This is a genomic window from Exiguobacterium sp. s64 (genome assembly GCF_018618035.1).
Taxonomy (GTDB): domain Bacteria; phylum Bacillota; class Bacilli; order Exiguobacteriales; family Exiguobacteriaceae; genus Exiguobacterium; species Exiguobacterium mexicanum_A.
On sequence record NZ_JACSLH010000004.1, the window covers coordinates 169,905 to 185,011 of the forward strand.

Genomic DNA, 15,107 nt, shown 5'->3' on the forward strand with positions numbered 1-15,107 from the left:
CGGAAAGGAGAGTACGTATGCGTCCGCTTCTGTTAGGTGTACTCGCCGCCTTGTTTTTTGCGAGCACGTTCGTGTTGAACGAATCGATGCAAGTCGGAGGTGGTCACTGGGCGTACAGTGCCTCGCTCCGCTTCCTGTTCATGATCCCGTTCCTCGCTTTCGTCGTCTACGTCCGGGGTGGTATGACCCGGGTGCGTCGCGCCATCATCGATGAGCCGTGGCCGTGGCTCGTCTGGGGGACGGTCGGCTTCGGTCTGTTTTACGTCCCGATTTGTCTCGCCGCCGAGGTCGCCCCGCCTTGGCTCATCGCCGGCACGTGGCAAGTGACGATTATCGCCGGGGCGCTGTTGTCACCGCTGTTCCGCCGGAGCGATGGGACGCGAGAGCGGATTCCGTGGACGGCGCTCCGCTTCTCGGGACTCATTCTGTTCGGCGTCGTTTTGATGCAAGTCGAGTTCCTCGCCGACTTCGAGCCACATTTCTTGGTGGTGGGTGTGCTCCCGGTACTGATTGCTGCGTTCGCCTATCCGTTCGGCAACCGGAAGATGATGGCCCACACCGACCTCGACGTGTTCGAGCGCATCCTAGGCATGTGCATCGGCTCGCTCCCGGTCTGGCTCCTGTTGTTCGGCTACGGGCTGACGACCGGTGCGCCCACGGGTTCGCAACTGACGCAGACGCTCCTCGTCGCACTCTTGTCGGGCGTCGTCGCGACGGTACTCTTCTTCAAGGCGACCGACCTCGTCAAACACGACATGGGGAAACTCGCCACGATCGAGGCGACGCAGGCGCTCGAGGTGTTGTTCGCGCTTATTGGGGAATTGTTTTTCCTCGGGGCACATCTGCCGTCCGGGCTGTCGCTCGTCGGCATCTCGCTCGTCATGATTGGGGTCGTCTTTCACAGCCGTAGCCAGTTTCGTGTAAAGGAGAAGACGGTGCCGGCGGCGAATCGATACAACAAGGAGGGATGAAGATGAAACCGTATGGATTGTTCGGCAAATTGACGGCCGTTCCGGGCGAGCACGAGATGCTTCTCGCCATCTTGCTCGAGGCGGCCGAGGCGATGGAACGAGAGGCGACGTGTTGCGTGTATCAAGTCGCGGCGTCGCTCGACGACGAGTCGATCGTCGTCTATGAGGTATGGGAGAGTGTCGAGGCGCATCAACAGTCGCTGTCGCTCGAGACGACGCAGACGTTGATCGGGCGGGCGAAGCCGATTTTGGCCAACATCGAACGCTTGGCCATGTTCGAGCCGAGAAGCAAAAATTAAAAAAATCCACGTCCGTGGACGTGGATGAAAGGTCATGCTTTCGTCAAGCTGCCTTTGACTTGCTCATAAAACTCGTCCATCATCCCAGTCCGGCTACCGAGCTGGCAGATGAGTTCGAGCGTCTCTTTATAGAACTTTTTGACGAGTCCTTTGTTTTTGATGTTGTCCATCGACGCGAGCGTCTTGTCAAGGTTTTGAAGGATCTCCTCGATCTGATCGTCCGAGTCTGGCTTGACGACCGTCATGTTGTCTGGAATTTTGACGACCTTGTCTTGTTCCTGGTGACGGAATGAGGCACCGAAACCGAGGTTCTCGATGAAGAGGTGTGGCATGACTTTTTGGCCGAAGAACTGCTTATGCCAGTCCGATTCTTTCATCGTATCCATGTCCTGTTTGAACGTGGACGCCGTTGAGACATATTTTCGGAACAGGTCGGTCATGAACTTCTCGATGACCGGGATTTGAAGGGCGAAGACGTTTTTTAAGAGCGCGTCGAGCTGTGCGCGTGACAATTGTTGTTCGTTTGACATGTCGGTTCCTCTTTTCTATAATACGATACTTTTATCGTATGGGATTGCGGAACGTGCGTCAACGCATCCCTAAACATTTTTTCAGAATATTTAATGATTTAAGGTCATTTTGTGCGATAATCGTCTCATGGCTAGACTAAAGAGGAGTGAATCCATATGAACAAAACAATGAAATGGGCGGTCGCGCTCGGCGTGACGGGTGCCCTCGTCGCAACGGTCGGTGTCGTCTCGTCCCGGGGACGGACGGACGATACGACGCAGACGATTCGTGACCGTGAGCTCGGTTATGAGATCATTCTCCCGTCGAAAATCGTCGAGGCGATTGAGCGTGGGGACGTCTATATCGAGAAGGCGCAAGACGTCGTCGATGTCGGCGACAAGAACAGCTATGGCACGTTCGACCTCTACTATAACGTCGAGGACGGCGACGACCAGTTGTTGTTCCATTTGGACTTGATTGACCGTGAACTATCGGAAGCGGCGTTCGCGGAGGAAGTCGGCTATGGCAACTACCTCGGAGCGAGCGACAAGACGTTCTTCTGGGTCGAACCGACCGAGGCCGTCCCGGGTGCCGAGGCACACACGGATGAAATCGCGGAGCTGATTGAGACGCTTCCGGAGCTCGAGTTCCGTACGTTATGAGCCTGCCCGCTACGGCGGGCTTTTTCGATTGTGCTACAATATGACGTGAGGTGATCACATGAATTGGACAGTAGAAGAAGTGAGACAAGCAGAACAGGTGGCGGCGCTCGAGGCAGCGGCCAACGCATTTGACAAGATTGACGTGAAACTTGGACATGTGTCAATCGGTCAGAACGACTACGCCGTCTATGACAATGATACGCTCGTCGGGTATATGGTACTTTTCCCATATCTCCCGAACGAATATGAGGTGAACGCGATCGTGCATCCGGACTATCGGAAGCAAGGTGTCTTCACGGCGCTCTTTGAAGCGGCGAAACAGGATGCGAAACAGAACGGTTGTGAGGCGTTCACGTTCGTCATCGACCGCAAATCGAAGGACGGCAAGGCGGTCATCGATCATCTTGGCGCGGCGTATCAGTTCTCGGAATATAACTTGGTGCTGAAAAAAGCCGAGCTGTTCTTGAAGCCGGACGAGGTGTCGCTCCGCGAGGCGACCGATGCCGACCGTTCGCTTATCATCGAGACGCTCAGTGAGGCGTTCGGGGACCCGGTCGACGTGACAGAGAACATCTATCAACAAATCGACACACCGGACCGCGTGACGTACATTGGTGAAGTCGACGGTCGTCCCGTTGGTGTCATCCGCGCGCTCCTGTCAGGCGACGATGCCGGCAGCATCCACGCGTTCGGGGTCAAGGCGGACGAGCAAGGCAAGGGATACGGCACGAAGATGTTGAAACAGATGGTCCAGCAACTGTTCCGCATGGGCCGGACGAAACTCGAACTCGACGTCGAGACGGAAAACAAGGCCGCGCTCGAGATTTACAAGCGGGCCGGGTTCGCTGAAAACGGCGGCTATGAGTTCTATCTATTAGAACTGTGAGGTGAGACGAATGGTTCGGAATTTTAAATGGCTCGGGGCCGCCTTTGAGGCGTTCCTCGGCATCCCAGCACTCGGTGGGCTGTTCATCATCAGCATGGGCTACACACCGCTCGGGTTCATGCTCGTGTTCCACATCGTCTTGCTCGTCGTGTCGCTGTCGCGGCTGAAACGAATTTCGGTCGGGGCACTCGTAGGGATCACAGCGTCGGTGCTCGGGTTCATCCCGTTCCTCGGCATGATGCTACATTGGGCCGCCGCGATCGCCCTCGCAATCGACGCACTCATGACCCCGCGCGAACAGGTGCACATGACAAAAGAAGATGACCGTTTTTAATGAAGACGCTCTCGGTGACGAGGGCGTTTTTTCATTGACCAAAACTTCAACTGAAAACGCTATACAAAAGCTGGCAATCGGACGATATAGTAGGTGATGAATTACACAGAGGAGGAACTCATAGTGAAGCTATTCAAAAACTTTACGACCCAACTGCTCGCTTGGATTTTGGTCACATCCTTTATCACGGGCGGAGCGGTCGGCTGGATCACGCTCTTATTGCTCACGGAGCTTGAGATGGCGAAAGGTCAGGTCATGCTCGTCGGGACGGCCGTGGCCTTGCTCATCTCAGGTTTAGGTGGAGCTGTCATCTACTTGATCGCCCGTCGTCCGCTCAAGGCGATCGAGTCGGCGTCGGATAAGGCGGTCGAGGTCGGTAATGGCGATTTGACGGTCGTGTTCGCGAGCGAGACGACGACAGACCGGTCGGAGATGGGACGTCTGCTACTGTCGATGGACAACATGGTCGGACACCTGCGGGAACAAGGGACGAACATGCGCTACACGGCGGACCAGCTCACCGGTTCGGCGCAAGAGATTGCGGCAGCGGTACAAGAAGGGAATGTCGCCGGCGACAACATTCGCCAAGCGATGGACGCCTTGAACAAGATGCTCGAGGATAACGTCAACGCGACATACAGCTCGATGGATTTGCTCGGTGCTGTCGCTCGGACGATGGAGAACATCCGTAAGGAGATGGGCTCGGCGCTCGATTCGGCAAGCGAGATGCAACAAGAGGCCGAGAGCGGGAAAGGCCTCGCCTCGACGTCGGTCGATGCGATGCATGCGATTGCCGGCAAAGTCGAGCAGTCATCGACGCTCAACAGCAAGTTGACGGAGATGACGGGCGAGATCTCGCGTATCACGGACGTCATCAGCGACATCTCGGCACAGACGAATTTGCTCGCCTTGAACGCGTCGATTGAAGCGGCACGGGCTGGGGAACATGGACGTGGCTTTGCGGTCGTTGCGGCCGAGGTCAAGAAGCTCGCCGAACAGACGGCGAACTCGACGCAAGAGATCACCGATTTGATTGTCGACGTCAAACGTCTCGTCGGCGACACGTCGTCATCGATGGCGAACGTGAAAGCGGAAGTGGAGACGGGCGTCGGTCTCGTCGAGAAGGCGGGCGGTGCCTTCGCGTCGATCCACAACTCGGCGAACGAAGTGTACAGCCACGTCCATTCGGTCGATGCGCTCTTAGATGAGTCGCGTGGGCAGATTGACTCGGTCGTCACGAACTCGGCCGGCATCGTCGGCATGGTCGAAGAGGCGTCACGCTACGCGACGGAAGTCACGTCAGCGGCCAGCCAACAGGCAGCCAGTCTCGGTGAAGTGAACGGCGCGATGACGGAGCTCGTCCGTGTCGCGGAGAGTTTGCAGAATGAGACGGAGCAAGTGAAGGTGGAAGCGTAAGGAGGAGCGGCCCAGTGATGGGTCGTTTTTCTATTTTATTTAGATTTTCTACTCGAAACGTGTAACTTTTTTCGAAAAAGACTAAACAGAATGAAGATGACTCCGATATAGAGTATGGAAACGATAAAACGTTCCAACTAATACAAGGTGAGGGGCCGGCCTAAGCCTTGTATGCTCGGACAAATGGATTTGGAAGAGCGGAAAAAACTTAAACCTATGGAGGGAAATTAAAATGATTATCAATAACAACATGAATGCTATGGGCGCACACCGTAACATGTCGTTCAACACGGCACAAACTGGTAAAGCGATGGAGAAATTGTCTTCAGGTCTTCGTATCAACCGTGCGGGTGACGATGCGGCTGGTCTTGCAATCTCTGAAAAAATGCGCGGACAGATTCGCGGTTTGGATCAAGCAACACGTAACGCACAAGATGGAATTTCGCTCATTCAAACTGCTGAAGGAGCTTTGAACGAAACGCACTCTATTCTTCAACGTATGCGTGAACTTGCTGTTCAATCTTCGAATGATACTGTTACACAAGACGATCGTGGTAACTTACAAGATGAAATGGATCAACTTGCCTCTGAAATTACTCGTATCGCCGACACAACAGAATTTAACAAAAAGACGTTAATGGGTTCAGGCGATCAATTCCAAGGTAAGTTCCTAATCGGTGCTAACGGAGGTCAAACATTAGATGTTTCTATCGCACGAATGGACTCTGTTCAGCTTGGAGTAGGTGTTGCTGGTGCAGGTGCAGCAGCTGCTGTAGATGAGGTTGCTACTGTTACAGGTGACGGCGATGAGTTCGTTGCAGGTGGTGTCGATTTAAGCGGATATACTCAATCAGGAAATTTAGATATCAAAATTGAAGTAATTAACGCAGGTAATGGTAGTGGAACATCTGCTACTGCGAATGTGACGATTAACAACGTTACGAAGACGATTACTGCGGATAGTGATGTTGCTGCTACACCGACTTTCACCCTTGGCTCAGCTGATTTCTCATCAGTTTTGGGAAGCGGGCAAGAAATTAAAATTACAGGCGCGGCGACACCTGCTGGAGGCGACGAAGTAAATATCAAGGTGAGTGGAGCAAGTACATCAGTCACGGGTATTACTATCGAACAACAAGGTGACGCGGAGAGCAGTATCGCTACAATCGATAATGCAATCAAAACAGTCTCAGAAGAACGTTCAAAACTCGGGGCTGCACAAAATCGTCTTGAGCATACTATTAACAACCTTGGTACTTCAGCTGAAAACCTTCAAGCTGCTGAATCACGTATTCGCGACGTAGACATGGCGAAAGAGATGATGAACTTCACGAAGAACAACATTCTCAACCAAGCTGCGCAAGCAATGATGGCTCAATCGAAATCTCAACCGGAAGCGGTCCTTCAACTTCTTCGTTAAGATTTACGGGCGTCTTATCTGGTAACGGATAAGAGTACCACTGGGTGAATTGCTGGGACTCCTTAGAGCCCTCCTTACGACAACGTGACTGGAAACGGTGAGCGTGAGCGTTATGAAAAAAGGAAGGGATTGGACAATCAGCAGCCAAGCATCTGTCAGGAAACTGTGATGAAGGTTCAACGACTAGGATGAACGACCTACCGACTTCACGTCCATGGTTATGAGATCCGTACCTCGGCAACGGCGAGGGAAGTGCCCAGCCCCTACTTTACAATAATATTTGATATTATATAAAAATTGTAAAAGGGTGAAGATATAGTCTGGACCATGTTGAAAAATATGGGTGTCTGCAAGCAAATCAACAGCCGCAAGCTGTACTTCAATTGCTCCGTTAATATAGCAATTGACTATTTAAAAGTTATACTAAAAACCGTGAAGCTTATGCTTCGCGGTTTTTCACGTCTCGCCACTTATAAACGACTGACCAGTATGTTCGTTTGAGTCGATAGGCGATTTCTAAATCAGTGATTCCTTGGAATTTCCACTCAATCAATGAAGTTACTTCATCATCTGTGTAGGGACGGGCGGGAACGGAGACCCTTACTGTGTAATCAGGATGTATTAATTTGTTTTGTTCAATCTCAGAGGCAAGACGTGCTTCCCAATCTAATTTATATGCGAATGCTGGTAATTCGTTAAGATAGGGATACAAAAGATTAAGGATTTGAAACGTATCTATCACTTTGGTCGTTTTAAGATAGTATCCCGTTCCGCTTGGAGTACCTGAAGTTCTGACATTAACATTGAAGCGTTCAAATAAAAATACGGCCAATTGTTCTAACTGTCCTTTTGAGAACGCTTGTAAATACAACGCGATATGCGGGGTGAATTGAATCTCTTTTTTGCGATGATTAAATCGTTTGCTGAGTAGAAGTGAACCATCATCAAGATAAAGAGTCAATAAAAATGCGGGATGATGCACGCCATCGAGTAGTTCGAACGGAATATGCTTTTTGTTGTTTGGATAGAAAAGCGGGAACAAACTTGTCATGAGAGGAATTGAACGTGATACTAGATTGTCGCCGCGTAAGTAAAGCAAGTCAGGTAGTTTTTTCTGTTTCCATTCCCTGTAGGACAGTTGTCCCATGCTGAAATGCTCTCGATAACTGTTGTTAATACGACGATCGTACGGATAACATTTCGTAATCTCTCCATCTCCTAAAATACTTGCAAGTAAGATGGCGATTTGCTCATCTTTCAGTCCTTCCCAATCCATTAGGTATCATCTCCCTATTAAAACTCATTACTAAATACATTCCCGATTTTTTCAGAAGACCTGCAACATTAAAGTGTACCGTCGGAAATATTCATATTCTTTGGTTTAATCGATTAATTAGAATCTGGTTATGAAAAATTATTCTTTTAGAGATACTAGCTCCATTTCGATAAATTGCTACAAACTATGAAGAAACATGTCGATATAGTAAACGAGAACAATTAGTAAATGAGGAGTAGAAGTTTATGAATCCGATTATGTCTGAAGTCCGGCTTCACCTACCTTCTTCTGTCTTGCCGTATGAACAAACGAAAAACGTGTTCGTCGAAGCGAATCAAAAAGCCCTCGCCGACGAAGGCATCGTCATTCTCCCGACGCCTCAACACGTGACAAAGCTAGAAGCGGCCGTCGAGAAGGCGAACTTGGTACTCGAGCAACAACGTACCGGTCTAAAGTTTATGAAACACGAACAATTAAACGACTATTATATTCAAATTGTGGACACGAACAACGAAGTCATCCGTGAAATCCCAAGCAAGAAGTCACTCGACTTTTTCGCTGCGTTTATGGAGTTCAACCAACTGTTCGATGAACGTGTCTAAAGGAGGTACATTATGACATCACCTATCCGATTTGGCGGACTCGCTAGTGGGATCGATACAGATACAATTATCAAACAATTGATGCAAGTGGAACGAGTACCAGTCGACAAGCTCGAGCAAAAAAAACAAACGACTGAATGGAAACGAGATGCCTACCGTGAAATTAACCGCTCCCTTATGAGCTTACGAAATAGCGCGGTCGACCTTATGTTTAGCCGGAATTTCTATGCGAAGACGTCGAGCTCATCTGACGGGTCGCGTATCTCCGTAGTGGCTGGACCATCGAGCGGGAACACGGCAATCAAAATTGAATCCGTTGAAAATTTGGCTACTGCTGCTTCAACCGTAGTTGAACCATTAACAAAAGCTGATCTACCAATCACGGCAGCCACTAAAATTTCTGACCTCAAAGGTTTAGTTGCCGGGCAAAAACGCGTCCATCAAGACGTCGATGGTAAAGAAATGATATTGGCTAAAGGATTAGACTTTTCAACCGTCGTTTTACAAGATAAAGATGGCAACACGTTAATCAATGATGATTTCACTTATGATGCAGCCACAGGTAAGCTGACGGCAAACGAACTGACGAAGTATCCAGAAGGCGTCATTCCGAAAGGTGTCGTTGCGGAGTACACGAACGGTACAGGATATGAACTAGGATTTAAGTCGTCTGCGATAGGATCACATCAAAAAATCGAACTGGGTGCGGATGCGACCGTTCAAGATTTAATTAGTCAATTGAATGGAAAAGATACAGGCCTATCGGCATTCTTTGAACCGTCAACTGGAAAAATTTCAATTTCGACGAAAGAGACAGGGCAAGCCGCGACAATCGATTTTGATGCAGAATCGCGAACTGCTCTCGGATTAAGCACTACACCAACAGGAGTGGATGCGAAGTTTAAAATCAACGGGATTGATGTGACGCGTTCCTCGAATACTGTCACATTTGACAACATGACCATCACCTTGAAAGCTGAGTTTAAGGCAGCAAGTAACCCAACACCGGTCACGCTATCAGCCGCAACTGATACACAAAAAATCTTTGATAATATTAAAAGTTTTGTCGATAAGTACAATGAAACGATTGATTTGATGAATAAGAAAGTCAAAGAAGACCGTTTCCGTTCATTCGCACCGCTCACGCAAGCGCAACGTGATGAATTATCTGAAGATGAAATCAAGAAGTGGGAAGAAAAAGCGATGAGCGGTATGCTCCGTGGCGATACGATTGTCCGCGGTGCGATGGATACGATGCGTGGCAAGTGGTCGAGCACATCATCTTCAACAAACGATGACACGATGCAACAGCTGTTCCAAATCGGTCTCGCGACTGGTGCTGACTTCACGAACGGCGGAAAAATCGAGTTAAACGAAGAGAAACTCAAAACCGCCATCGAGAAAGATCCAGAACAGGTGTATCAACTGTTCACGAATGCGGAGAGTGGACTGCTTCCACAAATCCGTGATGCGGCAGCTGATTCGAGAGCGACAATCACACGGATTGCCGGAGCGGACGGATCTGGTTCGCAGACCCACTCGATGGGGAAAGAAATGACGGCCATCGATACCCGCATCCAGCGCTTGAACGCACTACTTGTCGATAAAGAAAACGCCTACTACCGTCGCTTCGCGGCGATGGAGACGGCGATGAACCAGGCGAACTCGCAAGCCGCCTCACTGCAACAGTTCTTAGGCGGCGGGATGTAAGAGGAGGAATTTAAATGGTAGCCAATCCATATGCAGCATATCAAAACAACGCGGTCACGACCGCAAATCCACAGGAATTGACGCTCATGCTGTATGACGGGGCGCTCAAGTTCATGCGCCTCGCCAAACTCGCCATCGAGCAAGGAAATCCAGACTTAAAGAACACGAACATTCAGAAGACACAAGCCATCTTTCAGGAGATGCGCTTGACGTTGAATAAAGACGTTGCCATCTCAGCGAACTTGGACTCGCTCTATGAGTATATGTGGCGTCGTCTCGTCGATGCGAACGTCAAAAACGACACGAACATTCTCGATGAAGTACTTGATTTCACGACGGAGCTACGCGATACGTGGAAAGAAGCGATGAAACTCGCGAAGCAAGCATGAGACCCATCGATAAAATCATCTTCAAAACACAGCGATTAAAAGATTTACTAGCGAAAGTACCGGAAGAACCGACGTATGATACATGGATGGACCAAATCCATGAGTTGCTCGATGACCGCGAGCAGTTGCTTGCGGCGCATGGACCGGACTTGAAGGACGCTGACCAGACGGTGATTCGCCAGCTTGTCGATGACAGCCAACAGATTGCCCGATTAATCGAGGCCGAACATCAACGGCTTGGCATGACGCTTGGGACGGCACGGCAAGAACGGAAGACGGTCAAGTCGTACATCGATCCGTATGAAGACGTCGATTCGAACTTCTCAGGATTATTCGATCAACAGACATAAAACAGCTCGAAGGAACGCCTTCGAGCTGTTTTCGTTTATAAAGTTTTAGCTTGTCGTCGTGCCTTTTGTATTACATAGGACGTGCTAAATAGAATCAGTCCACTCACATTGAACTTCAAGTAAGCCAATAGGGCATCATGTACCGACATCACCGGTATAAAGCCGCTGAATATGACGAGCGGAAGGATTGTCATATGCATCGTGATCCAATGGATCAAAATTTGTTTCGGGAACGACCACCGTCTCACTTCATAGATGACACTCGTCAGACCGAGGAAGAACGCCATCCCGCCATAGACGAGCATACTATGTACTCCTTCCATATTTCCATTCCACCACTGATACATTGCAAGCAATCCGAATAGCGCGAACCACTTCACGCCACGAACGAATCCTGTTTTCAATAAACTCATCTATCTCGTCTCCTCATTCACGTATTGTCTTTGTATAGTATACGATTCGATTTGGAAAAAGTTTTAATATGGATGTAAGGATGCAAAGGCGCCTGTTTTCGTATAAAATCGGGTAAATACCACTGTAACCGTTGCTTCTGTTCTGGAAAGGGGAGGGAAACGAGATGAGTGAGAAAAAGGTAAAGCCTAAGTCATCGAAAGATCGTCGTTACTTCGTCTACGGTCCAGAAGGGGCGTACGATGAGTATGTGGAACGTGACCCTAAACTTGAAGCGTACATCGAAGACGATGCGCCAATCGAGGACGGGCCCGATCCGTATGAAGAAGAAGAGCTCAAATCACGAGGATAAATCAGTTGAAGTCAAGGTCCAATCGCGGACCTTGGCTTTTATTTATTCAGGGTGATGACCCTATACGTTTTCTTACACCGGTCAGACTAGACAATCCAGCATGCTCATCTTATCAACCACCACTCATACAAAAAGGAGAGAACTAAGATGAACATGAAACGATATGGATTGATCCTCGCTTTACCTTTAACACTACTTGTAGGCTGTGGAGAGGCCGATGAACTGAAGACGACAGCGACCGATACGGAGGAAGTTGTAGAGGCAGAGAAAAAGGAAGAACCAGCGGCAGACACAAAAGAAGAAGCAGAAGTGCAGGAGAGTGAACTTGGTTCAAACCAAATCTTCATGAAGAACAAGGCGCTCGACATCAAAGAGGCGATTGGCTCTGTCAACTTCGCCATCGATAAAGTGCAGACATCCCGACTCACTGTCAACGAAGCGTATCGCGACTCGTTTGACGGGCAAGAAGAAGTGACAGTCGTCGCGATGAATGTCATCGTCGAGAATACGATTGACGACACCATCAGTTTCCACCCCAACCAGGCGACGCTCGTGACAAACACGGGGGAGCAAGTGTCGGCTGACTTGTGGTTCTCGGATGATGTCGGCGGCGAGTTCCTCGGGAAAGTGAAGAAGGAAGGGAACGTCCTCTTCTTCGTCAAAGCGATGCCGGAAGAGTTAGCGGACGTGAAAGTCGTCATCGATGGACCGTCGGACGCGAACTATCAGTCGATTGGGGAATCCCGCTACGAATATACAATCAACGTCGAGAAATAAACAATGGCCGCGCCAGGGAACTGGTGCGGCCGTTTTATGTCCAGAGTAATACCCAAAAAATTTAACGTTTACCTTGAATGCCCTTTTAAAAATGGGGAATAAGATTTATATAAGTTGGAAAAGTCTTGAGGTAAAGGAGAGGATTGGATTGAAGTCGTACGGATTCATCTTAGCCATTCCCTTGCTCGTGTTAGTCGGATGTGGAGACACGGAGTCATCATCGACTACTACCGAACCTACCAGCCAAAGTGAAAGCGTTCCGTCGACAGACAGCCAAGAAGAGACGACAGAAACAGAAACCGTACAAGAGGAAGAGTTTGAAGTACAGGAAGATGAGATTGGCCGCAGTCAAATTTACATGAAGAATCGAAATCTTGGGATTGAAGAAACGATTGGGCCAATCATCTTTCAAATCGATAAGGTCCAAACGCTGCGTCTAGAAGTCGCTTCTGATTATCGTTTCTTCTTCGATGATCAAAAAGAAGTGACTATTGTCTCATTCAATGTCATCGTCGAAAACACGAGTGATGAGACGGTCAGCTTTCATCCAAACCAAGCCAGGCTCGTCACAAACACAGGCGAACAGGTTGATGCTGACCTCGTCATTTCAGAGGATGTAGGCGGGGAGTTTTTAGGAAAAGTGAAGAAAGAGGGCGGCGTGCTGTTCCATGTCGAGTCGATGCCTGAAGAACTGACCGAAGTCCGCTTTGTTGTGGAGGGACCTTATAATGATCAGTTCCGTAAAATTGCCGAAGAGCGCTATGAATTCACGATCGACGTCACCAAATAAGAGAACGCGCATCTTCGCGATGCGCGTTCTCTTATTTACGTTGATGCGGCAACGGAATCGTCAACACGTTCCAGTTCTCGCCAGCAAATACTTTCGCAAGAAAGACGATCTGTCCGACGTGATAGCTGTAGTGCGACACTTGTTTCTCAATCGCCCAGATGACGGTCTTCTCTTCACCGCGGATGAAGACGGTCTTGCCGAGGTCTTCCGGCGTGAGGCTCGAGAGCACGTCGTCCAACAGTTGCCAGCGCTCGTCCCACGTCGCCATCAGTTCGGCGCGAGACTGTTGTTGGTCCTCGAACTCGGCGTCACGGTTTCGGTCCGGCTTCTCGCCGTCCGTCGTCAAAAAGTCGGTCCAGCGGGACTTCATGTTGTTCGAGATGTGCTGCACGATGACCGTGAGCGAGAGCGTGTCTTTCGCGAGCACACGATGCATGTCCTCGTCGTTCACTTGCTTCAACGCATCCTCGGCGAGCTGTTTTTGTTCCTGGAAAATCGAGCGTACCGTTTCGATATAGCGGGCTTCAAACATGGAATGACCTCCTTTGGATTCCTACTAAGCATACCCCAATCTGAATGTGATAAAAATAATAGTAAAATAGTGAAAACCAAATTATAATAAGAATGAACCGTGCAAGACGCCACCGCGCGATCGGTTCTTGGGTGCCCTGTTTAGGTTTTGACATGAGTCATGTCGTGTATATCTCCTTTCGGTTTGGGGGTTCATCCGTGAAGAGAACCGACCGCGTTTGTCCGTGAGTGGATGAGCGCGGTTTTTTTTGTATGCGAAAAGGGAGAGCCGCGGCTCTCCCTTTTAGGTATGTTCGATCCGAAAATCTTCCCAGTGTGACCGGGCCTGGGTCCTGATCCGCTCTGACACTTCCTTGCTGCCGAGCAAAATTCCGTACCAACGCCTTGCGTCCTCATACAGGCCGAGTGCGGCCGACAAGTCGGCGATCCGCAACATGAGCTGGTCGTACGGGAGGCCGGTCCGGACTTGGTCCGTGTACGCCTCCTGCACCTCGTTGTACTTGTCGAGCGTCCGCTTCATCCATTCCTTCTCGGACGCCTCGTTCCCCGTCAGGCGATACATCCAGACGAGCCGCATGCCGAGCATGGCGACGACGGACGGCTTCTGGCCGCTCAATTGGGCCGTCACGACGGCGAACTTATAGAGCTGGATGACGTGCTCGGCCGAACGGTCACCGTTGAGCGCCTCGGCGTTGACGCGGTCGAAGTAGCCCGACTCGAGCGCCTCGCGATTGTTTTTCCGTACCTTGTCAAACGAGTCATGGAAGACGAGGTGACAGTGACTGCAGACGGTCGGCTCATAAAAGTACGGGTTGGCGCCATCGTATGTCGTATATCCGTCCTTCGCGACTTCCTGCGGCCGGATGTGGCGCGACAAGACACGTGGCGTCTCACTCTGTTTCAAGCAATACGGACATTTCACTTTTTTCGAAAAGATATGTTCTGCCATCATCTCACCTCACACGTATACATTGACGAGAAGTCCACGAATCTCACCGACTTGGTCGAGGAGCGACAAACGAGACGCCTCACCCGAGATGACCTGGTCCGTCAGCGCTAGTAGCTTCTGGTCGACCTGTTCGACGATCTTATAAATCTTGGCGCGACCACGGCGGTTGAAGCCGCGTTTGTCCTCGAGGCGGAGCGCCGCGTCAACGGCGTCTTTCATAAAGTCTTTAATGAGCTGTTTATATTCAGCGAGTGACTCGACCGTCTGGCTCTCGGCGAGGAGCTCACCTTTCTCGTGGATGGCCGCGATTTGGCGTTGGAAGCGCTCGTGCTCGCGGTCCTCACGTTTTTGACCGATGACGTTCTGGAACGAGACGCCGGGCTCAGCCTCGGGGCGTTTCGCCTTACCGGCGCCGTGAAGCGACTGCGTCTCCATGATGCGACGAATGTCCATAGGATCCGTCCTTCCTTAA

General features: G+C 50.2%; 20 protein-coding genes. 14 read left to right on the top strand and 6 right to left on the bottom strand.

Going from position 1 to position 15,107, the window contains the following annotated elements:
- Positions 1-17 precede the first annotated feature (17 nt).
- Together KNP64_RS08400 and KNP64_RS08405 are read left to right on the top strand one after the other, a co-directional pair.
- A complete protein-coding gene (locus KNP64_RS08400) occupies positions 18-971 on the top strand; it encodes a DMT family transporter (RefSeq protein ID WP_214792755.1) in 954 nt (317 codons plus the stop codon).
- Between the two features lie 2 nt (positions 972-973).
- Positions 974-1,270, top strand: coding sequence for a putative quinol monooxygenase (locus KNP64_RS08405; RefSeq protein ID WP_214792758.1), 297 nt, complete (start codon positions 974-976; stop codon positions 1,268-1,270).
- Positions 1,271-1,302: 32 nt separating this feature from the next.
- Here the strand turns inward: KNP64_RS08405 and KNP64_RS08410 are convergent, their stop codons facing one another.
- The gene (locus KNP64_RS08410) at positions 1,303-1,800 is read right to left on the bottom strand and encodes a hypothetical protein (RefSeq protein ID WP_214711596.1); all 498 of its coding nucleotides are present in this window, start codon (positions 1,798-1,800) and stop codon (positions 1,303-1,305) included.
- Between the two features lie 156 nt (positions 1,801-1,956).
- Here KNP64_RS08410 and KNP64_RS08415 point away from each other — a divergent pair, with 156 nt between their 5' ends.
- The 5 genes from KNP64_RS08415 (at position 1,957) to KNP64_RS08435 (ending at position 6,498) form a co-directional block, all read left to right on the top strand.
- The gene (locus KNP64_RS08415) at positions 1,957-2,442 is read left to right on the top strand and encodes a hypothetical protein (protein ID WP_214792763.1); all 486 of its coding nucleotides are present in this window, start codon (positions 1,957-1,959) and stop codon (positions 2,440-2,442) included.
- Positions 2,443-2,500: 58 nt separating this feature from the next.
- Positions 2,501-3,328 (top strand): GNAT family N-acetyltransferase, encoded by an 828-nt coding sequence (locus KNP64_RS08420; protein ID WP_214792765.1) that lies wholly within the window; start codon positions 2,501-2,503, stop codon positions 3,326-3,328.
- Positions 3,329-3,338: 10 nt separating this feature from the next.
- Positions 3,339-3,662, top strand: coding sequence for a hypothetical protein (locus KNP64_RS08425; protein ID WP_214792768.1), 324 nt, complete (start codon positions 3,339-3,341; stop codon positions 3,660-3,662).
- Positions 3,663-3,785: 123 nt separating this feature from the next.
- Positions 3,786-5,078 carry a methyl-accepting chemotaxis protein gene (locus tag KNP64_RS08430; RefSeq protein WP_214792771.1) on the top strand — a complete coding sequence of 431 codons (1,293 nt, stop codon included), beginning with the start codon at positions 3,786-3,788 and terminating at the stop codon, positions 5,076-5,078.
- A 232-nt stretch (positions 5,079-5,310) separates the two neighbouring features.
- On the top strand, positions 5,311-6,498 hold the full coding sequence (locus tag KNP64_RS08435; RefSeq protein ID WP_214792774.1) for a flagellin N-terminal helical domain-containing protein: 1,188 nt from the start codon (positions 5,311-5,313) through the stop codon (positions 6,496-6,498).
- A gap of 439 nt (positions 6,499-6,937) precedes the next feature.
- Here the strand turns inward: KNP64_RS08435 and KNP64_RS08440 are convergent, their stop codons facing one another.
- Positions 6,938-7,774 carry an endonuclease gene (locus KNP64_RS08440; protein WP_214792777.1) on the bottom strand — a complete coding sequence of 279 codons (837 nt, stop codon included), beginning with the start codon at positions 7,772-7,774 and terminating at the stop codon, positions 6,938-6,940.
- 245 nt (positions 7,775-8,019) lie between these two features.
- Here KNP64_RS08440 and KNP64_RS08445 point away from each other — a divergent pair, with 245 nt between their 5' ends.
- The 4 genes from KNP64_RS08445 to KNP64_RS08460 are packed head-to-tail and all read left to right on the top strand — an operon-like array spanning position 8,020 to position 10,825.
- Positions 8,020-8,376 (top strand): flagellar protein FlaG, encoded by a 357-nt coding sequence (locus KNP64_RS08445; protein ID WP_214792780.1) that lies wholly within the window; start codon positions 8,020-8,022, stop codon positions 8,374-8,376.
- Positions 8,377-8,388: 12 nt separating this feature from the next.
- Positions 8,389-10,086: a flagellar filament capping protein FliD gene (gene fliD, locus KNP64_RS08450; protein ID WP_214792784.1), complete on the top strand. Its 1,698-nt coding sequence runs from the start codon at positions 8,389-8,391 to the stop codon at positions 10,084-10,086.
- Between the two features lie 14 nt (positions 10,087-10,100).
- Entirely contained in the window at positions 10,101-10,475 is a 375-nt protein-coding gene (gene fliS / locus KNP64_RS08455; protein WP_214792787.1) for a flagellar export chaperone FliS, read from the top strand.
- The gene (locus tag KNP64_RS08460; protein ID WP_214792790.1) at positions 10,472-10,825 is read left to right on the top strand and encodes a flagellar protein FliT; all 354 of its coding nucleotides are present in this window, start codon (positions 10,472-10,474) and stop codon (positions 10,823-10,825) included. Before fliS ends, KNP64_RS08460 begins: the two co-directional genes overlap by 4 nt.
- A gap of 35 nt (positions 10,826-10,860) precedes the next feature.
- Here KNP64_RS08460 and KNP64_RS08465 read toward each other — a convergent pair whose 3' ends face one another.
- Entirely contained in the window at positions 10,861-11,238 is a 378-nt protein-coding gene (locus KNP64_RS08465) for a DUF3021 family protein (protein WP_214792793.1), read from the bottom strand.
- A gap of 164 nt (positions 11,239-11,402) precedes the next feature.
- Here KNP64_RS08465 and KNP64_RS08470 point away from each other — a divergent pair, with 164 nt between their 5' ends.
- From KNP64_RS08470 to KNP64_RS08480, 3 genes are all read left to right on the top strand, one after another.
- Positions 11,403-11,588, top strand: coding sequence for a hypothetical protein (locus tag KNP64_RS08470; RefSeq protein WP_029595024.1), 186 nt, complete (start codon positions 11,403-11,405; stop codon positions 11,586-11,588).
- 147 nt (positions 11,589-11,735) lie between these two features.
- A complete protein-coding gene (locus KNP64_RS08475) occupies positions 11,736-12,365 on the top strand; it encodes a DUF4352 domain-containing protein (RefSeq protein WP_214792796.1) in 630 nt (209 codons plus the stop codon).
- Positions 12,366-12,513: 148 nt separating this feature from the next.
- Positions 12,514-13,155: a DUF4352 domain-containing protein gene (locus KNP64_RS08480; protein WP_251126371.1), complete on the top strand. Its 642-nt coding sequence runs from the start codon at positions 12,514-12,516 to the stop codon at positions 13,153-13,155.
- Positions 13,156-13,186: 31 nt separating this feature from the next.
- On the opposite strand, the gene KNP64_RS08485 is transcribed toward KNP64_RS08480, so the two are convergent.
- The 3 genes from KNP64_RS08485 to KNP64_RS08495 all read right to left on the bottom strand — a co-directional run bounded on the left by KNP64_RS08485 (position 13,187) and on the right by KNP64_RS08495 (position 15,088).
- Complete coding sequence (locus KNP64_RS08485) at positions 13,187-13,687, bottom strand: DUF1572 family protein (protein ID WP_214792798.1); 501 nt, start codon at positions 13,685-13,687, stop codon at positions 13,187-13,189.
- A 282-nt stretch (positions 13,688-13,969) separates the two neighbouring features.
- The gene (locus KNP64_RS08490) at positions 13,970-14,635 is read right to left on the bottom strand and encodes a DUF2225 domain-containing protein (RefSeq protein ID WP_214792801.1); all 666 of its coding nucleotides are present in this window, start codon (positions 14,633-14,635) and stop codon (positions 13,970-13,972) included.
- A gap of 9 nt (positions 14,636-14,644) precedes the next feature.
- Complete coding sequence (locus tag KNP64_RS08495; protein ID WP_029595028.1) at positions 14,645-15,088, bottom strand: YaaR family protein; 444 nt, start codon at positions 15,086-15,088, stop codon at positions 14,645-14,647.
- Between the last annotated feature and the right edge of the window lie 19 nt (positions 15,089-15,107).

What these genes read in the sequence shown, in the direction of transcription:
- KNP64_RS08400 (WP_214792755.1), top strand. Translation starts at nt 18, where the DNA reads ATGCGTCCGCTTCTGTTAGGTGTACTCGCCGCCTTGTTTTTTGCGAGC.
- KNP64_RS08410 (WP_214711596.1), bottom strand. Translation starts at nt 1,800, where the DNA reads ATGTCAAACGAACAACAATTGTCACGCGCACAGCTCGACGCGCTCTTA.
- KNP64_RS08475 (WP_214792796.1), top strand. Translation starts at nt 11,736, where the DNA reads ATGAACATGAAACGATATGGATTGATCCTCGCTTTACCTTTAACACTA.
- KNP64_RS08420 (WP_214792765.1), top strand. Translation starts at nt 2,501, where the DNA reads ATGAATTGGACAGTAGAAGAAGTGAGACAAGCAGAACAGGTGGCGGCG.
- KNP64_RS08465 (WP_214792793.1), bottom strand. Translation starts at nt 11,238, where the DNA reads ATGAGTTTATTGAAAACAGGATTCGTTCGTGGCGTGAAGTGGTTCGCG.
- KNP64_RS08445 (WP_214792780.1), top strand. Translation starts at nt 8,020, where the DNA reads ATGAATCCGATTATGTCTGAAGTCCGGCTTCACCTACCTTCTTCTGTC.
- KNP64_RS08440 (WP_214792777.1), bottom strand. Translation starts at nt 7,774, where the DNA reads ATGGATTGGGAAGGACTGAAAGATGAGCAAATCGCCATCTTACTTGCA.
- KNP64_RS08425 (WP_214792768.1), top strand. Translation starts at nt 3,339, where the DNA reads ATGGTTCGGAATTTTAAATGGCTCGGGGCCGCCTTTGAGGCGTTCCTC.
- KNP64_RS08460 (WP_214792790.1), top strand. Translation starts at nt 10,472, where the DNA reads ATGAGACCCATCGATAAAATCATCTTCAAAACACAGCGATTAAAAGAT.
- KNP64_RS08495 (WP_029595028.1), bottom strand. Translation starts at nt 15,088, where the DNA reads ATGGACATTCGTCGCATCATGGAGACGCAGTCGCTTCACGGCGCCGGT.
- fliD (WP_214792784.1), top strand. Translation starts at nt 8,389, where the DNA reads ATGACATCACCTATCCGATTTGGCGGACTCGCTAGTGGGATCGATACA.
- KNP64_RS08490 (WP_214792801.1), bottom strand. Translation starts at nt 14,635, where the DNA reads ATGGCAGAACATATCTTTTCGAAAAAAGTGAAATGTCCGTATTGCTTG.
- KNP64_RS08470 (WP_029595024.1), top strand. Translation starts at nt 11,403, where the DNA reads ATGAGTGAGAAAAAGGTAAAGCCTAAGTCATCGAAAGATCGTCGTTAC.
- KNP64_RS08435 (WP_214792774.1), top strand. Translation starts at nt 5,311, where the DNA reads ATGATTATCAATAACAACATGAATGCTATGGGCGCACACCGTAACATG.
- KNP64_RS08415 (WP_214792763.1), top strand. Translation starts at nt 1,957, where the DNA reads ATGAACAAAACAATGAAATGGGCGGTCGCGCTCGGCGTGACGGGTGCC.
- KNP64_RS08485 (WP_214792798.1), bottom strand. Translation starts at nt 13,687, where the DNA reads ATGTTTGAAGCCCGCTATATCGAAACGGTACGCTCGATTTTCCAGGAA.
- fliS (WP_214792787.1), top strand. Translation starts at nt 10,101, where the DNA reads ATGGTAGCCAATCCATATGCAGCATATCAAAACAACGCGGTCACGACC.
- KNP64_RS08405 (WP_214792758.1), top strand. Translation starts at nt 974, where the DNA reads ATGAAACCGTATGGATTGTTCGGCAAATTGACGGCCGTTCCGGGCGAG.